The following is a 16467-nucleotide window of genomic DNA, read 5'->3' on the forward strand; positions in this document are numbered from 1 at the left end:
AATGTCGTGGTTTGTCGTTTGCTCATTGGTCTGATGTCTTTACTGCCGCTCGCGGCCTGCTCGGAGAGAACCATGAACCTTGATGTTTCGATCTACAATTACTGGCCTCGTGCGATCTATGACGTCGCGGTGAATAGTCAATACGCAGGTGGTGCGTATATGGCTTACCATCCCGGTGGCGCAGGCGGCTCCGTTGTCTGTTGCGTCAAAGTCAAGCCAGGTCCGATAACGATCGAATATTCTCTCGGGGGCTCGGAGGGCATGCCGAGACTTGGGGAGAGAATTCATGCAACAGCAGTTTTGCAGGAGTTGCCTGGCAACTCCAAAGTCCTTACTGTACATGTGTATCCCAACGGGACTGCTTTCGCCGAGGCTTCCAAGGAGTATGTCGATGAGCGGCCGGAGCCAGAGGGTAAAAAATAATGAGCTCGATTCCGCAGTCGTCTTCAATCACGCAAATCATATCGGCTGCAACACGTGACGTCCCCAAGGCGCCGCCGACTGCAAAGCAAGACTGTTCCGATGTAGTCCACCTTGCTTTCTTCTTTGACGGTACTGGAAACAATCGAGATGCGGATGCAGCCGGGCAGCGATGGAGCAATGTCGCGAGGTTGTTCGATGCTGCGATGAACGATCCGTCAAAAGGCATCTATCGTTTTTATATCAGCGGCGTCGGCACTCCCTTCAACGGCGAGGTGTCTTGGATCGATAAACCTGACGTGTGGCTAGAAGATCACGCGCTCGGCGGCGCATTTGGCGCTGGGGGGGACCGTCGCCTGCTCGATGGCGAAGACCGCATGAATCAAGCACTGCGCCAAGCCGTCGTCAACAATGCCAGGAAGATGGGGGGGGAGCTCAAGCAATACGTCGATAAGAATAAGGACGCAAGTCTGAACGATCTAAATAAGGCGATTGGAGCGCATCGTCTCATCAAGGTCATCAACGTCTCGGTGATAGGCTTTTCTCGTGGCGCGGCCCTTTCTCGCGCATTCGTGAACATGCTGGTGGGCCAGTGCAAGAAGCAGGGAGATGGCTCTCTGACATTGAATGGTTTCCCGATTCGCTTCACGTTCCTGGGTGTATTCGACACGGTTGCTTCGTTCGGGATGCCTGCTCACAACATCACGCTTCCTCTGGAGCAACGAGATCTGCGTATTCCCGCCTGTGTGGAGCGGTGCGTCCACTTCGTTGCAGCCAATGAGTTGCGCTACTCGTTTCCGGTGGATTTGATTCGTGAAGGTGGTAAGTACAAGGCTGGTTGGACCGAAAAGGTCTATCCCGGCGTGCACTCGGACATCGGCGGGGGATACGGGCCCACGGAGCAGAATCTGGATGGGAACTATGCCCGGATTCCCATGACCGATATGCATCAGGAAGCGCTCAAGGCTGGTGTTCGCCTGTTGTCGATGGCGGAAATCAAGAGCACCCTTGCTCCGATTTTTGATCGCTTCGTCGTCAAGCCGGAAACGCAGAAGAGCTATCAAGCCTACATGAGCGCCGCTCGTCCGCCAGGGACGTCCGTCGAGGCCGACATGCAGTGCCATATGAAGTCATACTACGAAAGTAACGGGACGATTTCGCGTAAAAAACAACCTCTCGCTGGCCAGGTTTCATTCAACAGCAGTTCCATTAAGCATGCCATGTGGGGGACGATCGACATTGAAGCACCCGCCTACGCCGAGGCATTGAAGACGCATCGGGACGTCGTTGTGACCAATCGCGGTACCTCTGAAGAGCGTGTCTTTTTCTATACATTCAAGCCCGAGCAGTGGAGGCTCGATGCTTGGATGACTAATGCGCCGGATAGCGTCGTCAATTTTTTCGCGCACTACGTTCATAATTCCAAGGTCGATTTTATTGCAAACGTCGAACCGTTCAGTTACTTCCGGCCACGTGGCGTGTTTGAGCAAAGGGTGTCGTAGTGGGGAGGTGCTGGATATATTTAAATGCTGATTTGCAAGGGTTCTGGTCGAGCGAAGGGTGAGGGAATTGCCAAACGACATGCGGTGGAAAAGAATCTGCGGCGTGCTGCTAGGGATGGCGATTCTGACGTACGGATACCAAGAAACGACCGCTAATTGGGAGATCGTTTCCAAGACATTCACGAAAGGCGACAAGCCATACGGAGGTGGCAGCTTTGTCATCCACGGCGATCAGGCAATAAGCCTGAAAATCGTGGGCCCGGAGATCTTGTTCAAGCCCGCGAGCGAGGCGGCCAATCCGGATATTGCCGAGCCGACGCAACCGTGGATGGCCGACTCGGGCCAGCGTATGAATCGCTGGACGGTCAACTTCCTTCGAGGTCCGATCGACGGCTCGATGAGTCGCGTGTTTTCCGAGCCGGGGCAGACAGGTGCCTGGTGGTATTCACACGACTGGAACACGCTCTATATCAGCACCGGGTGGATGGACTATACGTCACCCATTCCTCCCGATGGGCTTACGCCCCAGGTCACCAGGCTCTGGCGTTCGCAGGACGGGGGCAAGAACTGGACGCAGCTCGGATGGCCTGCCACGGCCGACATTGGCCGATTGCTTTTCCTGGACCCGATGCGCGGATATGCGCTCGGGTGGGGGCCGCATGTATGGCGCACGACCGATGGCGGAGAATCCTGGCATGAAATTCAGATGCCTCCACTGGCGGGCAGAGGGCGTCCTAGGGGCGTGTTCGACGGAATCAACCTCAGCCGTGATGGCGTGTTGCGCGTTGCCTACTATGTGTACGAACTTCCGGACATCAAGGCTTCGAGCGTCGTTTATCGCTTGGGCTGGGATCAAGAGCAATTCGAGCGCGAAGTCGTATTGCCGAATCAAACGATAGTCAGTATGGATTCCGCACCTGACGGGGCGAATCGATACGCAATCTACACCCTGTCGCACGCCGGTGTGCCGGAGGACCAGAATGCTGGCGCGGGCACGCCAAAAGAGCCTGGGCTGATTTCGACCTGGACGAATGGCGAGCCTGCAACTTTGCGGCAACTGCGCACATTCGAGCCGCGTTTCCACCTCGATAGCATGACGATCGGGGTTCGCGGGGTGGTGATGGTGTATGCGACAGACGCAAGCGGCAGCGGTGCGCCCCGTGACTACAGTCTGTACAGCATGGATGCTGGAAAATCTTGGAGGCAGTTGGATGATGGTCCGACGCAGGGCGGCTATTTCGATCCCGATACGAGCACGCTCTATTCACTGTCTGCCTACACCTTGAAGAAACGAAAGATGTAGGCGAGTTTGGAAAAGGCGTGGGCTGGACCACGGGCGTTCGCGATTTGTCGAACGCGATGCCCTATCTGCCCCGAGAGAGTCTGACGACATCTTCGGCGATCGGATCACTTGCCCGCTGCCGACCTGCAACGCGACAACGCAAATGCTCGAATTGGTGACAAATCCAAAACGAGGCCGTTGCCGGTAAAATCCATCCGCAAATTTGAGCGGGGAGCCGTCCCCGAGAGAGACCGGCCCGCTACAGGCCTTACAAGAAGTTGGGAAAAGAATGAATGTGACCGAATTGATTCAGGCCATTCAGGGTGGCCTGATTCAGCAGGACCGGCTGATCAAGGTGGATATTCCCTCCCTGCCGGATAACACGATGGTGCCGCGCCGGGCCTTGATCGAATCGCAGCTCGGCCGCGACTACAGCGTAACGCTCGATCTGATTTCGACGGCGGGTGACATCGAACTCAAGTCGGTGATTGCCCAACCGATGACGCTGTGGATCCAGCAAGCCGACAAGTCCTATTTGCCGATCAATGGCTACGTCCATACGGCGCGCCGGCTCGGGGCGGATGGCAGCTTCACGCTCTATCAGGTGAGTTTCGCGTCGTGGATGCACTTCCTGCGCTTTCGTAGCGACATGCGGTATTGGCAGGACAAGTCGGTCGATCTCATCATCACCGACGTGTTCAATCAGCATCCTCAGGCCAAGGCTTATTTCCAGTTCAGCCTGTCGAAGCCGCTGCCATCGCGATCGTATTGTCGTCAGAGCGAATCCGACTGGAATTTCGTCCATCGGCTGCTGGAGGAGGAGGGGCTGTTCGGTTTCTGGCGGCAAGGCAAGGATGGCAAATCCCATACGCTGGTGGTGACCGACGATATTCATTCGCTCGATGAGGCCTCCCCCAATCCGATCAGTTTCTATCGAGCCGGGACCGGCAGCGAAGCGGATGCGTTCACGCAATGGGCGGGTTCCCGAACCCTGCAAAGCACGACTCACACGACACGCACGTTCGACTACAAGTCACCTTCATCGGGCGGCAATTCGAAGGGGACGACGCTGCCGACGATGGCCGGCCAGGGGAGTCTGCCGGCACAGGCCGAGGTCTACGAATACACGGGTGCTTATACCTACTCGCGCCAGGATCGGGGAGAGCAACTCTCGAAGGTCCGTCTCGAGGAATGGGAGTCGCGCGCCAAGCGTTTCCTGGGCGTGGGTGGTGTGCGTGGCATCGATGCAGGTTTGCGTTTCGACCTGACGGGTCATCCGGAGCACGACCGCGATCCTGCCAATCAACGCGAGTTTGCCGCCATCAAGGTTCGGCGCCATATCGAGAACAACCTGCCGTTGTCGGATCGGGAGGCCAGCTTTCCGCACAGTTTGCAAGCCGAACTGACCGAGGCGAAGGCCGCATATTCGGGCGGCGGCGTCAGCCATGATGATGGTTCCGCAGGCTTCTATCTGGTCGAGGTCGAGGCGCAGCGTACTGCGATTCCCTATCGCAGCCCGATCGAACACGAGAAGCCGGAGGTGCATCTCGAGACCGCCATCGTGGTGGGGCCGCAGGGAGAAGAGGTCTATACCGACGAACTGAACCGGGTGAAGGTGATGTTCGTCTGGGATCGGCAGAATCCCGGTGACGCGGGGGCTTCGTGTTGGGTCCGGGTGGCGCAGTCGGATACGGGCGGGGGATATGGCGGCGTGCATATGCCTCGCGTTGGCGAAGAGGTCATCGTTGGTTATGTCGGCGGTGACTGCGATCGACCGATCGTGCTGCATCGCGTCTACAACGGTGCCGTCAGCCCGCAGTGGCACAGCAACGGAATTCTGTCCGGCCATCGCTCGAAGGAATACGGCGGTAGCGGCTACAACCAGATGGTGATGGACGACGCGACCGGCCAGAATCGCGTCCAGTTGATGAGCAGCAGTGCCGGCAGCTTGTTGCATCTGGGTTACCTGATCGACCAGAGCGGCAATGCTCGCGGTGCGTATCTCGGCTCGGGCTTCGATTTGAGGACGGATGCATACGGCGCCGTGCGTGCGTCGCAAGGGCTGTATGTCACGACCCATCCAAAGTCGGCGAGCAGCCAGCCGCTAGACGTTCGTGAAGCGCAGCAGCAACTCGTCAACGCGGAGAGCGTGGTCGAGGCGATGTCGCAGGCAAGCCAGGCACATCAGGCGGAAAGTCTTGGGGACGGGCACGACGCGCTCAAGGCGTTTACCGACGCGACGCAGAACAGCGTGCAGGGCACGCAGTCGGGAGGGCTGACGGCGGGAGGTGGAACCGGGAGCGTGAACGCGTTCAAGACACCGGTCATGTTGGTGGCGAGCCCGTCCGGCATCGCGTTGTCGACGCAGGAATCCTTGCATGTGTCGAGCGATCAGCAAACGAATCTGGTCAGCGGACAGAGCACCTTCATCGCCAGCGGGAAGTCCTTGGTCGCGAGTGTTGCGGAGAAGATCAGCCTGTTCGTGCAGAACGCGGGGATGAAGCTTTTTGCCGCGAAGGGCAAGGTGGAGCTTCAGGCGCATTCGGACAACATCGAAGTCACGGCGCAGAAGACGGTGAAGGTTTTGTCGGCTACGGAGAGAATCGAGGTCGCGGCGCAGCAGGAGATACTGCTGACTTCAGGCGGTGCGTATATCCGTATCAAGGGGGGAAACATCGAGATTCACGCTCCGGGGAAGATCGATGTGAAGGGGGCGCAGCACGCGTTCAGTGGACCGACTCGGATGGATTATCCGTTGCCGCAATTGCCAACTTCCAGCCATGCAGCTGCGATGCAATATTTGTATCACGACAATGAGCCTGTTCAAGGTGCCAAGTATGTTGCGACGCTGTCAGATGGCAGCACTCGGGAGGGTACGCTCGACAGTCAAGGCAAGATGCATTTGGATGATGTTCCGGTCGGTACGATCCAGGTCGCCCTTGGTCCCGACGCTCGCACCTATGCACGCAAGAACGCATCGGACAATCCTGACTTCAAGGGTGGGTCGCTCTCGGACAGCGATATCGATGCATTGATCCAAAAACACGGGGGAGCATCCACTTGAGCTGGAGTCTTGCGGATTTCAAAGAGACGTCGATGCAGGTTGGGCAGTGGTGTTGGGGAACGATGCAAGGCGCGTTCAACGAGAAACAGTCCATTAGCCAAATTCTGACTGATGCAGCCATCGGCATGATTCCTGTCGTCGGTGACGTGACCGCTGTGCGCGATCTCCTCGCGGTCAGCATCGGAATGAGCACCGATCCTCGGAAGCGAGAAAGCGTTACTGAATGGGTGTTGCTCATCATTCTTGCGTTCGCGCTGATCCCGGTGTTCGGTGGCGTAATCAAAGGCGTGGGGCGCCTTGCTTTGCGTGTAACCGAGGATGTCGAGAAGAACCGGAAGTTGCTGGCCGAGGTGATTCAATTTTTGAATCGAGTCGGGCATGGCGATGCGCCGCAATGGCTGCGCTCGCTGAATGTGAAGCAGTATCAGCAGCAACTCCTAAGCAAGCTCAAGGATTTTTGCAAGAGCATGAGCAGTACGGTAGACAAGGTGCTGACCGCTCGTGTTGGCAGGATGCTGCCGGACCGATGGAGGCTTCAACTGCATGTGGTTGGCGGCGGGTTTGATGATCTGTCGAACCTTGCAGACAAGATGGTTCCGAAGGCGCTAGACGAACTTGAACAAAAAATTCATGTGCTGCAGAGCACTGCGTACGAAGGCGAAAAAAAGTCGATCGCGACTGGAGGTGCACCAAAACTTGAGCGAGAAGCCGAGGCTCATCTTGATGAGAAGGTTCGCGAGCGTAAGTTCTTGCCGGGCGAATTTTCTCCGAACAGTGCCTTCACTGAAAAAGAAAAACTTGTCGCGAAACTAAAGGGGAAATATGGAAGTTGGATTGCGCAGGGCTGGCCCGATCTTTTTCACACCAAGGGAACAATGCTCGCAACCGGTACAAAGGAAGTGTATCTAAATATCTCGTCATTTCACGGCGAGATTGTTGCATGGAATGCAGCAAAGCTTGCGGGAAAGAAGGTGTTTCGCGTATTTGGAAATGCGGGCGTGATTGGTGGGGAGTCTTGGGCTGGCGGTATGTATTGGGGGCTGGGGAAGTTGCCTGAGACCGCTGAGCAATGGCGCGAATTGTGTGCTGTGCTGGATAAATTCAATGCCAATGGTTATATGGTGGCTGCCGACCTGCCCAGTAATCTCGAGAAGCTTTGGCCCGAAGCGCGGGCATGGATGGGGAAGGTTGCTGAGCAGTATGGGCATGGCGGAGATCGTCTTCAGTACCTGAAGGGCGGTGGAGATCAGCTGTTTGGTAGCTTTGGGAAGGAAGTAAGTCAAGAGATATCAAGAATTGGTGATCTCATGAAGAAGGGTGAATTGGGTGACGTTCATTCCGAGGAAATTGGTGGCGTAACATTTAAATTTTTCAAGACCAATTGGAAGAATGTAGAAAGTTTATTTGGATACGGTAAGGCCGCGGATGATGCTGGTGTGGCGGTCACGCGAAAGCTCGGACAGGAAGAAATTCGGAATAAATAACGGCCCAAAGCGATGAGTACTTACGATATGCAGGACGACGTCACACGTCGGCGTGTTTTCTGGCTGCTGCAGCGGCTAACAAGTTGGTCTTTGTGGAAGGCAAAGCGAGATGCCTTCAAGAAATTTTCAGATGCATATGAGACTGCCGTTAAATCCTGGGCCGCTGGTGATCCGGAGGTCGTGGATGCAGATTCTTTGACCGTCATTTACGAAATTTTGAGTGATCTCGATAAGGGGATTGCTGATCTCGCGAAAGGGTACCGCTTTGTGTGGCGTGTTGAGCAGCCCCTGGAGCGTGCCCTCATCCGGTTTGCAGAACTGGCTAGCGGTTTTTATCGCCACCCTCGGTATTGGGAACATGGCGGTCAAACCGCGCCGTACCCTCCCAAAATCGATGCGTTGTATCAAGCAATGCGTGCATCTCAGTTTCAGATGGATGACGCTCCGTTGGAGGTTTGGTCTAGCGGCAAGATTGCGAATCTCGAAAGCCCAGATTCTTTGCTTGATCCTGATAATTATGATCATGGGTTCTATAAGCTTGCGTTCCCGAAGTTTCCGGAATTTTTGCCAGCCGTACCGAATCCATCCGGACCAGTAATTCGTTCCGGCGAGATCGTGCCATGCGATGGCATATGGGAACCCATTGGCATCGCATTTGATCGGGGAAGATCGGCTGAATCGGTTGGCGGGCGGGAGGGAAATAACGGATGTTTTAATTATTTCGTTGCTGAAACTGAGGCGCCAAATCTTTCTTCGGTTGATGATGCTACGCTTCAACTTATCGCCGAGCCTACTTGCTGGCGTTTGCTTTGGAGAGATGAGCGCTATCGAGATGGAGTAATTGGTGACGAGTCACAATTTTTTTTGAAATCTGACGATGAGCCGGTGGCTTCGCCGGCGATTGAAGTGCCGTTGGTCCGAACGAGTGACATTTGTCCACTTTCTGGAGAGTGGCGCACGGACGAGTACGGCGGTAAGACCATTAGTGTTGAACGAGGCGCAACGATGCCCGACATGTTGGTACGAGGTGCAACGGGCGAGTTGATTGTGCATTGGGTAACTTGGCGGCTGATAAAGAAGTGCGAGTGACTGGTGTTTTGGGGCGCGTGGTCGTATGTCCGCTCGATATATAAATTCCGGATCGCGGGGGTTATATATCGAGCGAAGGGCGAGGGTGAGCGCGGATGTGTAGCATTTCGATCTGTATTTCAGCGAATTGGAAGGTGGCGCTTGGTGGTGCGAGGAATTCGGCCGTCTGTTACGCGATTATTTTTTTCTCCTTGCTGATTTCTGCATGCTCGGAGAAATCAATGGATGTGGCGATTTATAACTACTGGCCTCGCCCCATCATGGACGTGTCCATCAACGGACAGTACGCGGGCGAGTCATTTGGTGAATATCATCCAGGTGGCGTAGGCGGAAAAGTTATTTGTTGCGTGAAGGTGAAGCAGGGACCTGTTTCTGTAGCCTGGACTTTGGATGGCCCGCCGAATGCCCCGGGGAATGGCACCAGGATTCAGGCAGTGGCGGTTAACGAACATATTTCGAGCGGTGCCAAGGTGCTGACCATTCATATCTATCCCGATGAGACTGTTTTCGCTGAGACATCGAAAGAGTACGTCGACGAACGCCAACGGCAATTCGATGGTCGGAAGTGATTTGCTCAAACTTGACGGGCAAGATCTGAATGTGAATGAATCGATGCACAAGGCAAAATCCACAATGCTGAATACACTGACCTTAACCCCCGAGCAGGAACTGGAAGCGCGCGCCAAGGCGTTTTACCTGCTGAAAAAATGGACCAGTATCACATTCCTGGAGCACGCTGTCGCGCTGTACCGGGATTTCCTTTGTGCATATGCGAAGCAACTGGATACGCCGGACCCGCGTCAGGAGGATTGGGAGACGCAATACAACGGCGAATTCCTGAGGGCGCTGATAAGAATGGATCAAGGCCTTGAATCATTGCGCAAAGGCTCCGACAAACGATCGGCCTATTGCTCGCTGATTGCAGCCGGGCAACGAATTAGTGATCTCGTCTTCGGCAGGAGCGCAGACGAAACCGGCAGGAAATATGAACCATTCTTTTATTCGCTCGGAGTGAGGGACACCAACTACACGGCTACCGTATATGCCACGGAGTGGGCAGAAGGCGTATGGATCATGGAGCTGAGTTGCTTTGCGCTCAAATGCACTGCTGGCCTGGATTTCAGTGGCTGGCTGACCCATGGAAAGCGCGTCGACGGTGGATCCCGCATCTTCAAGCACTGGACGTATGAGTCCCTGTTCCAGGATGCATACCATCCCGCGTGGAGAATTTGGCCTCCTGGCCGTAGTTATCCAGAACGACTTCCTGCTTGCCCGCCCAAGAACGAATCCTCCGAGGGCGAGATCCACAGTGGCCGGGAAATTCCGGTAGAGGGTATATGGGAGCCGTGGTTGCCTGACGGCAAGGTTGGTTGCCCGAGTTACTTCCTCAAAGGCAGCATCGCCCATCAGTATCTTCTGGAGGGGACCAATGACGAGCACGCCGTAGCTTGGCGATTGCTATGGGCTGACGAGCGCTATCAGGGCGGAGACATCCCCGCTGAGGAAGATGCCTATTTTCCCGGGCCTGCCGTGCAGGCCGAGATACGCGCCTTGCCTGGAGAACCGTGCTCGCGTAGCGGCTACTGGCAGAGCCCGGCCATGCAGGATCTGGCCTACGTTGATGCTGGAGAGCCTATGCCGGGGCCGCGTCGCTCATCAAGGGGAATGGTGATTTGGTATTACTGCGATTCTCCGCCATACAACTGAAGCAGGCCGTTCTCTCGGGCTATTGAGTGGTCGAGGCAATCGATGCAGATCTGAACCAATCAATCGCTATCATCGACGCGCGGGCCTCGAGCCTCCGAATTGCCACACCCGCGCCCAGCGCCTACAGTTACAGAAAGCGCCGCACCTCCCCGAATCCCTGTCACGCCAGCCCAGGAGCCCCCTTGTTCCTCTCCCTCGTCGCGATCTTCATCGGCGCCGGCCTGGGCGCCTTGCTCCGCTGGGCCTTGAGCCTGGGCATGAACCTCATCCTCCCCGAACTCCCGCTCGGCACCCTTGCCTCGAACCTGATCGGCGGCTACCTGATCGGCGTCGCGATCGTCGTATTCGGCGCGAAAACCGGCCTGGCTCCCGAATGGCGCCTGTTCGTGATCACCGGTTTCATGGGCGGCCTGACCACCTTCTCGACCTATTCCGCCGAGGTCATGACGCACGTCGTGGAGGGCCGCCTGGGCTGGGCCGCCGTGGTCGCCTTCGTGCACCTGCTGGGTTCCTTCCTGCTGACCTTCCTGGGCATCTGGACCGCGCGCACTTTCCTGGTCCCAGCCTGAACCCGCCCGGCGTACATCAGGCACTTGCACCCGCAACAAACAAAAAGCGCCGCATGAAGCGGCGCTTTCCAGATCATCAAAACCTAAACCAGCTCAAGCCACCATCACATCGTCAGCAAGGTCATCGAGATCGCCACGCGCGTGACCACCATCAGCAGCACCTGCACGATCACGAACAACAGGATCGGCGACAGGTCCAGCCCGCCGATATTCGGCAGCACGCGACGCAGCGGATTGAGCAGCGGGGCGGTCAGCGGGAACAGGATCGCCATGGCCGGCGAGCGCGGGTTCAGCCACGACAGCAGCGCCATCAGGATCGTCATCCACAGCACCAGGTTGAGCGCCCATTTGGCGATGGTCAGCAGCGCGACGATCACGATGGTCGGCAGGATCGACAGCACGTCCATGCCGGCCAGCGACATCATCAGCACCACGTAGACGAAGGCAGTCAGCAGCGCCGCCACCACGCTGGCCCAATCGATACCGCGCGTACCGGTGATGACGCGGCGCAGCGGCAGCACGATCCAATTGGTCGCCTGCAGCACGGCCTGCGTGACGGGGTTGTACGGCGGCACGCGTACCGCCTGCATCCAGGCGCGCAGCAGCAGGGCCGCGCCGAACAGCGTGAATACGGTATTGAGCAGAAAGCGGGCGATCTCGCCGAGCATCGTTGGAATCCTTGTCTGACAGTCGGGTAGCGTGCGGCCGCCGTATCGTGGCGGCATGCATCGGGCGTCACCTTATCACGGCTCGCGGCGCCCGGGGGCAGCCTGCGCGAGCCGCCGATCGAGCAGGGCGTCCACGCCCCGTTCCACCGCGTCGAGCCCGGCCGGCGGCGTCGCGCGGCGCCTGGCCAGCTCGACGGCGCGGCGCGTCATCAGCGCGTAGAGCGTGGCGTGATCGCCGCCCATCTGGTCGAGCAGGTCGAGCTGGCGCTCGACGATGCCGGCGTCGCCGCGCGAGACCGGGCCGGCCAGCGCATTGGAGAGGCCCTTCTCGCGCGCGGTCTCGATGGTGCCGGACAGCATCGGTAGCAGGGCGCGCAAGGCCTCTGCCTCGTCCATGCCAAGCGTGCGCCATAGCTCGACCGCTTCGGCCAAGCCGCACAGCACGAAGCTCGCCGCGTAGTTGGCGGCCGCGTGGTAGCGCATCCGGCCACCGGCCGGAATCGCCAGCGGATGGCAGCCGAGCGCGCTGCTCAGTGCCTCCAGCACCGGGCGCAGGCTGCCGCCGGCCTCGATCGTCACTGAGCAGCCTTCGATCCGGGCCAGGTCGGCGTCGCCGCCGCCAAATAGATAGAGCGGATGGAAACCGCCGGTCTGCACGCCCTGTTCGGCCGCCGGCGCGAGCAGGTCGACGCTCGAGGCGCCGCTGCAATGCACGAGCGCCTGGGTTGGCGCGCGCGCGGGATCGAAGCGCAGCGAGGCGGCCACCGGCCCGATGCCGTCGTCGGACACGGCCACGAACACCAGGTCGGCCGCGTCGACCACTGCCTGTGCGTTCTCGACGGCCGTGCAGCCGTCGATCTGCTCGGCCAGCGCCCGCGCCGGGGCAGGCGAGCGGCTCGCCACCGCCACCACGGGATAAGCGGCCTGCGCGAAGCGTCGTGCCAGGCAGCGGCCGAGGCGGCCGGCACCGATGAAACCGAGACGGGGAACGGGAGGAAGTGACATGGGCGAAGCAGCGAAGATCGGCAAGCCGTCAGTATCCCGTATTTGCGCCGCCAGCCGGGGATCCCGCCCGAATGCTCGGTAGCGTGGGCAACGGCCGTTCGATTGGTGCCGAATCGGGCGGTAATTTGTAATCAATCATTACCCTGGACGAGCCGCATTCGACTCCGTCTATCGGAAATCCTGACCGATTTGCCGGGTCGATCGAGGGCGCGAAGCCCGGCCGGCGCGCCCGGCGGGCCGGGGCGCATCGCGAAAAGCCCCGCCGGGCGTGGCGCGAGGGCGCCGCGCAATTGCAATTTGCAACAAATGCGCTTGGTCCGCGGGAGGCGATTTCGCTACATTGGAGTCCATACAACAGCGCATTCCTTGCTGTTCATGTGGCCGGCCAACTTGACGTGCCGCCAGGAGAATCGAAGTGAAAAAGCTCATTCCTTTCGTTGCAGCCGCCGCTCTCGGCCTCGGGGTCGCGAGCGCCGCCCAGGCTCACGTTTCGATCGGCGTCGGTATCGGCCTGCCGATCGCCCCGGCCTACCCGGTCTATGCCGCGCCGCCCCCGGTCGTCTACGCGCCGCCTCCGCCGCCTGTCGTCTATGCTCCGGCGCCGGCCTATTACGCACCGCCGCCGGTGGTCGTCGGCGGTTACTACGGCCGGCCTTACTGGCACCACTATCATGGCTACTACGGCCACGGCTATTACGGCCGCCGCTGGTAAGCCCTCGCGCGCTCGATGCGCGTGAACACGGCGCGACACGGGAAACCGTGCCGCGCCGTTTGCTTTTGGGGCGCGGGAATCAGGCGCCGGCGTGCACGATCAGGTCGCGATAACCGCCGACGATCACGCTATAGGAGAAATAGGCGAACAGCAGGGCCGACACCACGTGGCAGGCGCGCATCAGTCCCGCGCCGGCGCGCTTGCGGCCCTGGCTGGCGAGCCCGCAGAGAAACAGCGTCCAGGCCAGGCCGCCGAGGAAGAAGCCGCCCAGGAACACCGAGGCGGTGACGGGCGTGGTGGCGCCGGCCTTGGCGATCAGCGCGCCGCCGACGGCGGCGAACCACAGGATCGCCGAGGGCGAGGACATCGCCAGCAACATCCCGCGCAGGAAACTGCGCGGCGAGCTGGCCTGGGGCACGGCGTCGGCGTCATCGCCGCTTGCCGTGGCCGAAGGCGGCGGGAACAGCGCCTCGCGCGCCATCTTCCAGGTCAGATACAGCAGCACGGCGCCGCCGCCGAGCCAGACCACCCAGCGCACCGCCTCGAACTGCAGCAGCACGGCCATCCCGGCCAGCGCGAGCGCGGCATAGACGAGATCGCCGAAGCAGGAGCCGAGGCCGAGCCAGAAGCCGGGCTTGAAGCCATGCGAGAGCGTGAGCGAGAGGATCGCGACGTTGACCAGGCCGATGTCGAGACACAGGGACAGCGACAGGAAAAAGCCGTCGGACAGCATGGAGGCGGAGGGAGGCACCATCGTCATTCGGGAAACACGTGTGGATGATCGAGGCCGCGAGCGATACCAGGGCCGCTCGCGGCTCGGCAAGCGCGCTCGAGCCGCGGCTTGCTTGTTATCAGGCACTCGCCGCGAGGATCGGGCGATGAAGCGAGCCGGCGCCATATAGAAGACGAGCCGGCCCTGTCGAGGCGAGACAGATCAGGACAGCCCGAGCTCGTTCCATAGCGTATCGACGCGCGCCTTCACGGCAGCGTCCATCTCGATCGGGCGGCCCCATTCGCGCTGCGTCTCGCCGGGCCACTTGTTGGTGGCGTCCAGCCCCATCTTCGAGCCGAGGCCGGCCACCGGCGAGGCGAAATCGAGGTAGTCGATCGGCGTGTTGTCGACCAGCACGGTATCGCGCACCGGGTCGACGCGCGTGGTGATCGCCCAGATCACTTCCTTCCAGTCGCGGATATCGACGTCCTCGTCCACCACCACGATGAACTTCGTATACATGAACTGGCGCAGGAAGCTCCAGACGCCGAACATCACGCGCTTGGCGTGGCCGGCATAGCTCTTCTTCATCTGCACGATCGCCATCCGGTAGCTGCATCCTTCCGGCGGCAGGTAGAAGTCGGTGATCTCGGCGAACTGCTTCTGCAGCAACGGCACGAACACCTCGTTGAGCGCCACGCCGAGCACGGCCGGCTCGTCGGGCGGCTTGCCGGTATAGGTCGAGTGGAAGATCGCGTCGCGGCGCATCGTGATGCGCTCGACGGTGAACACCGGAAACCACTCCTGCTCGTTGTAGTAGCCGGTGTGATCGCCGTAGGGGCCTTCCAGCGCATGTTCGTAGGCGGCCGCGCCGCGCGTGCCGCTCGGGCGCGGCGGCGCGCCGGCCGGCGCCGGCTCGGGCGTGCCGTCCTGCGGGTAGATGAAGCCCTCGAGCACGATCTCGGCGCGCGCCGGCACCTGCAGGCCGTCGACGCCGGGCGTCAGGCACTTGGCGAGCTCGGTGCGCGCGCCGCGCAGCAGGCCGGCGAACTGGTATTCGGAGAGCGTGTCGGGCACCGGCGTCACCGCGCCGAGCGTGGTGGCGGGATCGGCGCCGAGCACCACCGCCACTGGATAGGGCTTGCCGGGATTGGCCAGCGCGAACTCGCGGAAGTCGAGCGCGCCGCCCCGATGGGCGAGCCAGCGCATGATCAGTTTGTTGCGTCCGATCAGCTGCTGGCGATAGATACCGAGGTTCTGCCGCGTCTTGTTCGGGCCGCGCGTGACGGTCAGCCCCCAGGTCAGCAGCGGGCCGGCGTCGCCGGGCCAGCAGGTCTGGATCGGCAGCTTGTTCAGGTCGACGTCCTGGCCTTCCCAGACGATCTCCTGGCACGGCGGCGAGGACACCGTCTTCGGCGCCATGTCCCACACGGCCTTGGCCATCGACAGCAGCTTGCCGGCATCGGCCAGGCGCTTGGGCGGGTCCGGCTCCTTCAGGGCCGACAGCAGGTGGCCGACCTCGCGCAGCGAGGTGAGGGCGCTGGCGTCGTCGGCGTGCTCGGCGTCGACACCCATGCCGAGCGCGACGCGGCGCGGCGTGCCGAACAGGTTGCCGAGCACCGGAAACCGGTAGCCGGTGGGCGGGTCGAACAGCAGCGCCGGGCCGCCGGCGCGCAATACCCGGTCGCACAGCTCGGTCATTTCGAGCACGGGCGACACCGGCTGGGTGACGCGGCGCAACTCGCCGATGCCTTCGAGACGCTGGGTGAAATCGCGTAAGTCTTTGTATTTCATGGAAATGTTCGCTGGATCCGGCGGCGCCGGCGGTGCGGGAGGCGGCGCCAGGCGCCACGGATCGAGCACCGATTCTACCCGCCGAAGCGTTTGGACGAATGTGTCCCGAAAATTTGTGAAGCGTCCGTGAAAGCCAGACGGCACGCGGCTTTTCGATCCGGTGCGTAATAAATGATTACTTTTTGTTATGATTTCGGGACTTTATAGTGTTGACGATCTATAAAACCGTCCCTAGAATCCGCTCACATTGATCGCCGGGCCCTGGCAGCCAGCCAGTCCGCTCCGGTTCCTCAGACGCTCCGCGTCGCCGTCCGCCGCGACCTGCACGGCACTCGACGGTTGTAGTCGTCCTAGCCAGCGCCTTCGCGACGCTGGTTTTTTGCGTGGGAGCCACCGCGCGTCAGCCTGCCCGCCGGGCGCTGAAGCAATCCGCCGTGGCCCCCGAACGGTACACATACC

14 protein-coding genes are annotated in these 16467 nt (G+C 60.0%); 10 read left to right on the forward strand and 4 right to left on the reverse strand.

The window, feature by feature from the left end; genetic code table 11:
• Nucleotides 1-72 precede the first annotated feature (72 nt).
• The 9 genes from F3J18_RS00805 to crcB all read left to right on the forward strand — a co-directional run bounded on the left by F3J18_RS00805 (nt 73) and on the right by crcB (nt 11117).
• Nucleotides 73-423, forward strand: coding sequence for a hypothetical protein (locus tag F3J18_RS00805; RefSeq protein WP_166910728.1), 351 nt, complete (start codon nt 73-75; stop codon nt 421-423).
• Complete coding sequence (locus F3J18_RS00810; RefSeq protein WP_166910730.1) at nt 423-1922, forward strand: DUF2235 domain-containing protein; 1500 nt, start codon at nt 423-425, stop codon at nt 1920-1922. The genes F3J18_RS00805 and F3J18_RS00810 overlap by 1 nt, the downstream gene beginning before the upstream one ends.
• A gap of 115 nt (nt 1923-2037) precedes the next feature.
• On the forward strand, nt 2038-3225 hold the full coding sequence (locus F3J18_RS00815) for a glycosyl hydrolase (RefSeq protein ID WP_166910731.1): 1188 nt from the start codon (nt 2038-2040) through the stop codon (nt 3223-3225).
• 268 nt (nt 3226-3493) lie between these two features.
• Nucleotides 3494-6268, forward strand: a complete 2775-nt coding sequence (locus F3J18_RS00820; protein WP_166910733.1) for a type VI secretion system Vgr family protein — start codon at nt 3494-3496, stop codon at nt 6266-6268.
• Nucleotides 6265-7752, forward strand: coding sequence for a hypothetical protein (locus F3J18_RS00825; RefSeq protein ID WP_166910734.1), 1488 nt, complete (start codon nt 6265-6267; stop codon nt 7750-7752). The genes F3J18_RS00820 and F3J18_RS00825 overlap by 4 nt, the downstream gene beginning before the upstream one ends.
• Before the next feature lie 12 nt (nt 7753-7764).
• Nucleotides 7765-8841, forward strand: a complete 1077-nt coding sequence (locus F3J18_RS00830; RefSeq protein WP_166910735.1) for an Imm72 family immunity protein — start codon at nt 7765-7767, stop codon at nt 8839-8841.
• Nucleotides 8842-9062: 221 nt separating this feature from the next.
• Complete coding sequence (locus F3J18_RS00835) at nt 9063-9410, forward strand: hypothetical protein (protein ID WP_166910736.1); 348 nt, start codon at nt 9063-9065, stop codon at nt 9408-9410.
• A gap of 1 nt (nt 9411) precedes the next feature.
• The gene (locus F3J18_RS00840) at nt 9412-10548 is read left to right on the forward strand and encodes an Imm72 family immunity protein (protein ID WP_240154555.1); all 1137 of its coding nucleotides are present in this window, start codon (nt 9412-9414) and stop codon (nt 10546-10548) included.
• A 182-nt stretch (nt 10549-10730) separates the two neighbouring features.
• Nucleotides 10731-11117: a fluoride efflux transporter CrcB gene (gene crcB, locus F3J18_RS00845; RefSeq protein ID WP_013696879.1), complete on the forward strand. Its 387-nt coding sequence runs from the start codon at nt 10731-10733 to the stop codon at nt 11115-11117.
• 104 nt (nt 11118-11221) lie between these two features.
• On the opposite strand, the gene F3J18_RS00850 is transcribed toward crcB, so the two are convergent.
• Together F3J18_RS00850 and F3J18_RS00855 are read right to left on the reverse strand one after the other, a co-directional pair.
• Nucleotides 11222-11785, reverse strand: a complete 564-nt coding sequence (locus F3J18_RS00850) for a YggT family protein (protein ID WP_013696880.1) — start codon at nt 11783-11785, stop codon at nt 11222-11224.
• A 75-nt stretch (nt 11786-11860) separates the two neighbouring features.
• Entirely contained in the window at nt 11861-12790 is a 930-nt protein-coding gene (locus F3J18_RS00855) for a DUF2520 domain-containing protein (protein ID WP_166910737.1), read from the reverse strand.
• Nucleotides 12791-13205: 415 nt separating this feature from the next.
• Between F3J18_RS00855 and F3J18_RS00860 the strand changes: the two genes are divergently transcribed.
• A complete protein-coding gene (locus F3J18_RS00860) occupies nt 13206-13502 on the forward strand; it encodes a hypothetical protein (protein ID WP_017920475.1) in 297 nt (98 codons plus the stop codon).
• A gap of 79 nt (nt 13503-13581) precedes the next feature.
• Here the strand turns inward: F3J18_RS00860 and F3J18_RS00865 are convergent, their stop codons facing one another.
• Nucleotides 13582-14256 carry a LysE family transporter gene (locus tag F3J18_RS00865; protein WP_166910738.1) on the reverse strand — a complete coding sequence of 225 codons (675 nt, stop codon included), beginning with the start codon at nt 14254-14256 and terminating at the stop codon, nt 13582-13584.
• Between the two features lie 180 nt (nt 14257-14436).
• Nucleotides 14437-16008 (reverse strand): UbiD family decarboxylase, encoded by a 1572-nt coding sequence (locus F3J18_RS00870; protein ID WP_166910739.1) that lies wholly within the window; start codon nt 16006-16008, stop codon nt 14437-14439.
• Nucleotides 16009-16467: the final 459 nt, after the last annotated feature.

This window comes from Burkholderia sp. Ax-1720, from assembly GCF_011753035.1.
Lineage (GTDB): Bacteria > Pseudomonadota > Gammaproteobacteria > Burkholderiales > Burkholderiaceae > Burkholderia > Burkholderia gladioli.

Coding starts and splice junctions, on each gene's coding strand:
- F3J18_RS00850 (WP_013696880.1), bottom strand. CDS start 11,785: ATGCTCGGCGAGATCGCCCGCTTTCTGCTCAATACCGTATTCACGCTG.
- F3J18_RS00855 (WP_166910737.1), bottom strand. CDS start 12,790: ATGTCACTTCCTCCCGTTCCCCGTCTCGGTTTCATCGGTGCCGGCCGC.
- F3J18_RS00810 (WP_166910730.1), top strand. CDS start 423: ATGAGCTCGATTCCGCAGTCGTCTTCAATCACGCAAATCATATCGGCT.
- F3J18_RS00820 (WP_166910733.1), top strand. CDS start 3,494: ATGAATGTGACCGAATTGATTCAGGCCATTCAGGGTGGCCTGATTCAG.
- F3J18_RS00835 (WP_166910736.1), top strand. CDS start 9,063: ATGGATGTGGCGATTTATAACTACTGGCCTCGCCCCATCATGGACGTG.
- F3J18_RS00805 (WP_166910728.1), top strand. CDS start 73: ATGAACCTTGATGTTTCGATCTACAATTACTGGCCTCGTGCGATCTAT.
- F3J18_RS00815 (WP_166910731.1), top strand. CDS start 2,038: ATGGCGATTCTGACGTACGGATACCAAGAAACGACCGCTAATTGGGAG.
- F3J18_RS00830 (WP_166910735.1), top strand. CDS start 7,765: ATGAGTACTTACGATATGCAGGACGACGTCACACGTCGGCGTGTTTTC.
- F3J18_RS00865 (WP_166910738.1), bottom strand. CDS start 14,256: ATGGTGCCTCCCTCCGCCTCCATGCTGTCCGACGGCTTTTTCCTGTCG.
- F3J18_RS00870 (WP_166910739.1), bottom strand. CDS start 16,008: ATGAAATACAAAGACTTACGCGATTTCACCCAGCGTCTCGAAGGCATC.